The following is a 6,142-nucleotide window of genomic DNA, read 5'->3' as shown; positions in this document are numbered from 1 at the left end:
TTTACCCTTCCGTCTTACACACTCTTGAACGCGAGTCTATCTTATGGATTTAAACATTTTGAATTCGCCTTCAAAGCAAACAATTTAGGAAATCAAACTTATTTCAAAGGATGGACAACGGTAAACCCGCAAATGCCTAGAAATATACTTGGAAGTTTTGCCTATCAATTTTAAAAATATTTTTCTATAAAAAAAGCGTTTCGACAATGGTGGAAACGCTTTTTTTAACGTGAACTACAATTTATGCGAGCTCAATCAAAAATTCCTCTTTTGGAAGTCTAAATTTTTTCAGCTTCAACAACCAATCTTGTTCTTCCATCCGATAACCCAACGGAAGCATAACCGCACTCTTCAATCCCAGCTTGTCTAAACCAAGTAATTCATCCAATTCGGCATTTGAAAAACCCTCCATAGGCGTCGCATCAACGCCTAGTTCTGCTGCCTGCGCAATTGCCAAACCAAAAGCAATATAAGCTTGCTTCGCCGCATGTGCCGCTTGTTGTTCTTCTGTAAAACTTGCTAATTGGCCTTTCAACCTATTTTTATACTCGTCAGTGCTGTCTAAAGGTAAACCTCTCAAGGTATTCATCTTGTCGAAGGTTTTATCAATGCGTTCGTCGGTGTATCTATCCCATCCTGCGAACACCAATAGATGTGAACTATCAGCCACTATTTGTTGCCCCCAAGCCACAGGCACAATTTTTTCTTTTAATTCCTGATTCGTAATCACAATTACACGGAACTGTTGAAGTCCAGAAGAGCTAGGTGCCATCCGTGCTGCCTCCAAAATCTTATCCAAATCTTCCTGAGCGACCTTTTTTGTAGGGTCGTATTTTTTTGTGGCATAACGCCATTCTAGAGTATCCAATAAAGCCATTTTGTTTTAATTTAAATGATCAATAGCAATTTCATAAAGTTATATAAAGATACATAAAAAAATAAATGTCTAAACATCAAAATCAAGAAATAAAACAATAAAAACTAGGACAAAAACAGACTGGCATTCAGCATTTATTACTAAACTTTTAAAGCCAAAACACAGTATATTTACTTCTAATCGCAAATAAATGCCTATTTTATTCAATTTTATTAAGACCTTTGTATTGGTTTATATCCGGTATAACAAAATGACCTTGAACTATTTGTTCTCGGTGGTAATACCCTAACAAAATAGAAAACTGAGCTTTCATGCTCAAAAATAAAAACATCAGCGATGTCTATAACGAATGAAACTGAGCTAACAGGCATACAAAAAGCGAGCGATGCCGTTGCCATCACCTTAAAGGCTATGATAGAATATGCTCAAGAGGGCATGTCCACGAAGGAGCTTGACGAATATGGAGCCGAAATATTGAAAGGTATGGGTGCAAATTCTGCTCCCGCTCTCACTTATGGTTTCCCAGGTTACACGTGTATCAGTATAAACAACGAATTTTGCCACGGAATACCTACGGCGGAAAGGATATTGCAAGAGGGCGATTTGATCAATATCGATGTATCTGCCGAATTAGATGGATATTGGGCTGATAATGGTTGTTCCTTTGTTATAGGAAAGGACATCTTTGAACACGAAAAATTGGTCAATGCATCGAAAGAAATTCTTCAAAAGGCAATCAATAATATTCGTGGTGGTGTGAAAATAGCCGATATTGGGCATCTAATCGAAACTGAGGCTAAAAAAAGAGGGTATAAAGTCATCAAGAACCTTGGCGGACATGGTGTAGGAAAAAGTCTGCACGAGGAGCCCGACGAACTGCTTAACTATAAAAACCGCTTCGACCAACGAAGATTTCGAAAAAATACCGTTGTTGCTATTGAAACCTTTATTTCAACGACCTCCACCTACGCAACCGAACTCAACGATGGCTGGACAATGGTTGGTGACAAAGGTGGATTCATGGCACAACACGAACATACGATTCTCGTTACCGATGGCTATCCCGTTATATTAACTGTACAGAATGCAATTTACTAGCCCGTAATAAGAAAATCCTTATAGGTCTTTTCGAACAAGTTATTGAAAGCTATCGAAAAGACCTATTTTCTTTAAATAAGACTCCAAACTTGTGGTATAGTGCATCAACCCTTTACATCAGGATAGAGGTTGTTAAAAAAATTAAGGGGCCTCTCATAATGAGAAAACCCCCAAATAATATATTTTTATGGCTAAATAATTTTTGTCAAACCCAAAGATTAATCCCACTGGATAACTGACTACAGCAGTAAAAATAGCTTATTCTTCTCAACAAAAAAGTGATGAAAATCACTTTTCATAAAATTTTTATTCTCCTGTTCAAAATTCAGCTTCACTCGTCTTCACATTTCCCTCAACTATTGTCTTTTAACTGTTTTGAAAACTATTTTGAAAAACACCAAACATTAGAAAACCTTTGTTCCAAACTCTTCGCTTCCAACCCTTACTCCTTGCTCAGCTGCCTGAATAAACATGCAGAATAAAACGCTACGATAATATTTGTATTTCGGCTGGTGTAACTTATAAAGTTTAGTATTTTTGATCGATTAAAGTAATCTAGATTGAGAACAATAAAATTCCATAAGGGAGAATGCGGTGTTGACTTCTTGTTGAATGTCCTCAACGAGATGGAAACGGATTATACACATCAAGAAACTTACCATAAAGACTTTTTTGAAATTCTATTTTTCAAAAAAGCGAAAGGCAGATTGATATTGGGGCAAGAGATCCTCTCCTTGTCCGACAATTCAATTATCTTTATTTCAGCTTTTCAGAAACATACCTGGGAACTGGATCCTGAACACCTTGAGTTTACAACATTGATTTTTCAGGAAGACTTTTTAAATGATTTCTTTTCGGATAAATTATTCACATACAAACTATTATATTTCTACCAGCTTAGTTATGTACCCCAGATTATAGCAGATGACACACATATGTCAAAATTCTTAGGTCTTCTCGCCGAAATTAAACTTGAACTCATGGAAACCCAAGCAGATAGTGTCCATATTATTCGTTCTTTACTTTATTACCTATTGCAAACTTTAAACCGAAAATATGCACGCTTAAATATGCTTCCGAACCAAAAAGCGGAAAATAACTTCGCCTATCAATTCAAAGAACTTATGGAACAGTTCATTCGGAAGAAACAACGGGTAAACGAATATGCGACACTTATGGGAATAAGTAGGATTACACTAAATCAGGCCGTTAAGGCACAGTTTAATACCACAGCTGCCCACTTACTTCGACAACGGTTACTATTCGAGATTCAGGATCTGCTGATCCACTCTGACCATTCCGTTAATCAAATTGCTTTTGATCTTAACTTTTCAGAACCCAATCATTTAATGCGTTTTTTTAAAACTCAAACTGGAAAAACCATAAGTGCATTTATTCAGGAATCCAAATAAATGTTGAATTATCTATTATACAAATTGTCGCTATGGAAATCGGGCCATGCAGATCGGCCTCCCCATGGCCCGATTTCCCTATAAATCAATAGCGTGCCAAGTACGTCTCGGTATCCTGAACCTGCGCATAAAAGAACGCCAAAGCAGCAAGAAAGGCATGCTGAACATCCAGTGCAGCAACTACGGAACCATTAATCTCAAGATCTCGCGTTGCACAGGCATCAGCAATTACAGTACATGAAAAACCTAAATCGACAGCGGCGCGTACCGTAGCGTCGATACACATATGGGTCATCATGCCTACGACAACAAGTTTCTCGACCTTATTGCTGCGAAGGTAATCCAATAATTCTGTCTCTCTAAAGCTGTTGGGAAAATGTTTACGTATTACTAGCTCGTTTGGCATTGGACTCACGCTTTCATGAATTTCGGCAGCTCTTGTGCCATCAATAAAGAATGGCATTGCTTTTGGATCTGAGGAAATATGTTGGATATGAACCACAGGTAACTTTTCTCGCCTAAATTGGTCGATCACTCTTCTGGCGTTCATCCCTGCCTTTAAGGGATCCACAAGTTCCATTCCGCCATCTTCAAAATACTCGTTTTGAATATCAATGACTATTAATGCGCTATTTCTCATCTATTTTATGAATTAAGTTTAATACAAAATTAAGCTGGATTTAGCGGCGATGACCTACCAATAAATCACCAAATACTACCATTTTGATAAGAGCGATAAGACGGGATGGATAGAAAGTTATGTAATGTTTTACATAATTTCGATCAAAAAATCACCAACAAAAGCTAACTTCGCTGCATATACACGTCACATACAGGTGATAAATCGTAATAATAGATATCATGGCATTGAAAGAATTACAACACAGCAAAATATATGGCGCAGATAACGGTGGCACTCCATTAATTGTCCTACATGGGCTTTTTGGCATGGCAGACAACTGGGGATCCTTTGGTCGTAGTTTTGGCGAGAAAAGACAGGTACATCTACTCGATCTTCGTAATCACGGACGAAGTTTCCATAGTGAAGATATGTCGGTGGAAGTTATGGTAGACGATCTGCTGTCCTATATTGCATCCATTGGAGCAGATAAAGTATTGCTATTGGGCCATTCTCTAGGCGGAAAAGTAGCGATGCAATTTGCTATTGACCATCCTGAAAAGATTGAAAAACTGATCATCGCTGATATAGCTCCGAAAGCTTATCCTCCACATCATGAGGACATATTCGACGCGCTATCTGCTGTAGATATTACAACACTAGAAAACAGGAAAGATGTACAAGTAAAGATTGAACACTACTTGAGCGATCCGGGTGTTATCCAATTTTTATTGAAAAATGTATATATCAGAGAAGATCGAAAATTAGATTGGCGCTTTAATCTGGATGTTTTAAAAAATAAATATACGGAGTTTATTACTGTCGGGGTAAAATCAGGAATATTCAACGGCCCCACATTATTTCTACCAGGAGAAAAATCAAGATACATATTACCTGAAGATAAGATTAAGATCAGGGAACAATTTCCAAATGCCGTATTTAAAACAATTCCTAATGCTGGTCACTGGGTTCAAGCTGAAAATCCACAGGTATTCGACGCATTCGTTGCCGAGTTTTTAGATTGATAAAAATGAGATACATTGAATGTCTACTCCGACTTGTTGGTCCTTAAAACCTCTCGTAAGATGTAGACATTCAATTCTATTATTTCAACGCCTTTGCGTAGGTCTTTATCGCACGATCACGGGCAATCTGATGGTCAACCATAGGCTCACAATAGGCTGGAGTACCTAATTCAGGAACCCATTTTTTTATATACTCCTGATTTTTATCGAACTTCTCAGCCTGAAGCGTCGGATTAAAAACCCTGAAATACGGGGCTGCGTCGCAGCCACTGCCTGAGGCCCATTGCCAGTTACCATTGTTGGCCGACAGATCATAATCATTTAATTTTTGCGCAAAGTAGGCCTCCCCCCACCTCCAGTCAATCAAAAGGTGTTTACAAAGAAAACTGGCTACGACCATTCGTACGCGATTGTGCATATAACCGGAAGTATTCAATTGGCGCATACCCGCATCTACTAAAGGATATCCGGTCTGTCCTTCACACCATTGCTGGAATTCTACCTCATCGTTCCGCCATTGTATGGCGTCGTATTGCTTTCTAAAGGATTCGGTAACAACATGCGGATAGTGATAGAGAATCTGCATAAAAAATTCACGCCAGATCAATTCAGACAACCAGGTCGCATTGTGTTTTAAAGCAAAGGTAACACACCGACGTACACTGATTGTTCCAAAACGAAGTGCTATCCCCAAATGAGTAGTGCCCATTAACGCTGGATAATCGCGGGTTTTATCATAGTGATCAATGATAGTAGCATCCAGGTGTGGTTCTTTAAAGCTAAGATCGGTCTCTAAAAAACCTAAGTTCTCCAAAGAAATGATCTGCTGATGCTTTTGCTGAACGAAGGGTTCCATTGCGTAGGTATAGGAACGATGGTCCTCAGGACGTAATTTCTCACGCCATTTTTTTGCATAAGGCGTATAAACCGTATATGGTGTCCCATCATTCTTTAAGATATCTGCTTTATCAAAAATAACCTGATCTTTCACAGCTTTGAAGGGAATTCCCTTAGCTTGAAAGAACTCAAAAATTTCTTTGTCCCGCGCAATTGCCATTGGCTCATAGTCCCGATTACAATAGACGCCCTGCACATCAAATTTTTCAACCAA

General features: G+C 38.5%; 6 protein-coding genes. 3 read left to right on the top strand and 3 right to left on the bottom strand.

What is annotated here, in order from left to right; all coding sequences use genetic code 11:
* Positions 1–241: 241 nt before the first annotated feature.
* Complete coding sequence (locus tag B2X72_RS09285) at positions 242–877, bottom strand: NAD(P)H-dependent oxidoreductase (RefSeq protein WP_070565384.1); 636 nt, start codon at positions 875–877, stop codon at positions 242–244.
* Between the two features lie 336 nt (positions 878–1,213).
* On the opposite strand from B2X72_RS09285, the gene map reads away from it, so the two are divergent.
* Both map and B2X72_RS09275 read left to right on the top strand, forming a co-directional pair.
* Positions 1,214–1,975, top strand: a complete 762-nt coding sequence (gene map / locus B2X72_RS09280) for a type I methionyl aminopeptidase (protein WP_286709999.1) — start codon at positions 1,214–1,216, stop codon at positions 1,973–1,975.
* 560 nt (positions 1,976–2,535) lie between these two features.
* Positions 2,536–3,387: a helix-turn-helix domain-containing protein gene (locus B2X72_RS09275; RefSeq protein WP_286709998.1), complete on the top strand. Its 852-nt coding sequence runs from the start codon at positions 2,536–2,538 to the stop codon at positions 3,385–3,387.
* An 85-nt stretch (positions 3,388–3,472) separates the two neighbouring features.
* Here B2X72_RS09275 and B2X72_RS09270 read toward each other — a convergent pair whose 3' ends face one another.
* A complete protein-coding gene (locus tag B2X72_RS09270; RefSeq protein WP_046674600.1) occupies positions 3,473–4,027 on the bottom strand; it encodes a cysteine hydrolase family protein in 555 nt (184 codons plus the stop codon).
* Between the two features lie 221 nt (positions 4,028–4,248).
* On the opposite strand from B2X72_RS09270, the gene B2X72_RS09265 reads away from it, so the two are divergent.
* Positions 4,249–5,031 carry an alpha/beta fold hydrolase gene (locus tag B2X72_RS09265; protein ID WP_204991071.1) on the top strand — a complete coding sequence of 261 codons (783 nt, stop codon included), beginning with the start codon at positions 4,249–4,251 and terminating at the stop codon, positions 5,029–5,031.
* Between the two features lie 79 nt (positions 5,032–5,110).
* On the opposite strand, the gene B2X72_RS09260 is transcribed toward B2X72_RS09265, so the two are convergent.
* Positions 5,111–6,142 (bottom strand): cryptochrome/photolyase family protein (locus B2X72_RS09260; RefSeq protein WP_286849304.1); only part of this gene is annotated, 1,032 nt, incomplete at its 5' end.

This window comes from Sphingobacterium sp. UBA7253 (assembly GCF_002472745.1).
Lineage (GTDB): Bacteria > Bacteroidota > Bacteroidia > Sphingobacteriales > Sphingobacteriaceae > Sphingobacterium > Sphingobacterium siyangense.
Note: the sequence above shows the minus strand (reverse complement) of the source record. Positions and strands in the feature narration are given on the sequence as shown.